1 protein-coding gene is annotated in these 1,343 nt (G+C 77.2%); it reads left to right on the plus strand.

Going from position 1 to position 1,343, the window contains the following annotated elements; genetic code table 11:
- Nucleotides 1-500 precede the first annotated feature (500 nt).
- Nucleotides 501-1,256 carry a tyrosine-protein phosphatase gene (locus tag ACQ5SO_RS21325; protein ID WP_430943668.1) on the plus strand — a complete coding sequence of 252 codons (756 nt, stop codon included), beginning with the start codon at nucleotides 501-503 and terminating at the stop codon, nucleotides 1,254-1,256.
- Nucleotides 1,257-1,343 lie beyond the last annotated feature (87 nt).

The raw sequence follows: 1,343 nt of genomic DNA on the forward strand, positions 1-1,343 counted from the left end.
GGGGGGGGGGGGGGGGGGGGGGGGGGGGGGGGGGGGGGGGGGGGGGGGGGGGGGGGGGGGGGGGGGGGGGGGGGGTGTTCGGCGGGGGTGGGGGGGGGGGGGGGGGGGGGGGGGTCCCCCCCCCCCCCCCCCCCCCCCCCGCTCCCCCTCTCCTCCCGCTCGCGTCGCGCCTGGGATCGGCGGGGGCATGGTGCTTCGCCGCGGCGTCTTTCTCTGAGCCCCGGTGCATGGGGCGGCGCCGACGCTCCGATCCGCATCGACATGCCGCCGCCGCTCGGGCCGCGGCGTCGCCTTCCGCCATGCGGCTCTGGATTTCGCGGACCGCCCGGTGCAGGATCGCGCCCGACCCGCCGCGCGCCGCCGCGGCCCATCCTCCGCCGCCCCGGCCCGGCCCCCGCGCCGGTTCCGCCGGGCGCGGCCTTCCCATCCTCCGCCCCGTCCGCCGGGGCCGCCGCAGCGCCGGGCCGCCGCCCGCAAGCGCGCCACATCCCGGAGCCCCCATGACCACGCCCCAGGCCCATCTCCTCCACGCCATGCCCAATTTCCGCGACCTCGGCGGCCTGCCCGCCGGGCCGGGCCGGGTCCTGCGGCGCCACCTCCTCTATCGCGCGCCGGTCCCGCGGGACCTGCCCGCGGACGACATGGCGCGCCTCAAGGCCATGCATCCCGGGGTCATCATCGACCTGCGCGGCGTGGCCGAGGCGGCCGAGCGCCCGCAGGAGCTGCCCGAGGGCCTCGCCATCCGCCGCGCGCCGCACCCGGTGGAGCCGCGCACCCGCGAATACGCCGCCGAGATCGCCGCGGGCGCTCCCCTGACCCATGCCCATGCGCATGACGCCATGACCCGGTCCTATCGCGGCTACGTCGAGGATTTCGGCGACACCTTCGCCTCGGCCGTGCGCACGGCGCTGGAATCCGCCGCCGACGGGCGTCCCGCGATCTTCCACTGCACCGCGGGCAAGGACCGCACCGGGCTGACCGCCGCGCTGATCCTGTCGCTGGTCGGGACTCCGAAGGCCCGGATCATCGAGAACTACATGGCCACCAACAAGCTGTGGAAGCCCGACCCGCAGCTGCGCGGCCATGTCGACGAGGCCGCCCGCTCGGCGCTGTTCACCGTGCACCCGGACTACATGGATTCGGCCTTCGAGGCGCTGGACCGGCTGCATGGCGGCCCGAAGGCCTTCGCCGAAGCCGCCCTCGGCGGCGCCGAGCGGGCCTCGCACATCATCGCCGCGATCACCGAACCGGCGTAAGAGCGAGGGGGCCATCTCGATCCTGGCCTCGGGCGCGGGGATGCTGCTGCTGGCCGACAGCGTGTCGGAATTCCTGCGCAAGAACCG

Origin of the sequence: Rhodovulum sp. DZ06 (assembly GCF_050586345.1) — a bacterium.
In the GTDB taxonomy this organism is placed as follows: Bacteria; Pseudomonadota; Alphaproteobacteria; order Rhodobacterales; family Rhodobacteraceae; genus JBOCEF01.

Bases quoted from the DNA above. Each gene is read 5' to 3' on its own strand.
- ACQ5SO_RS21325 (WP_430943668.1), top strand. From the start codon at position 501: ATGACCACGCCCCAGGCCCATCTCCTCCACGCCATGCCCAATTTCCGC.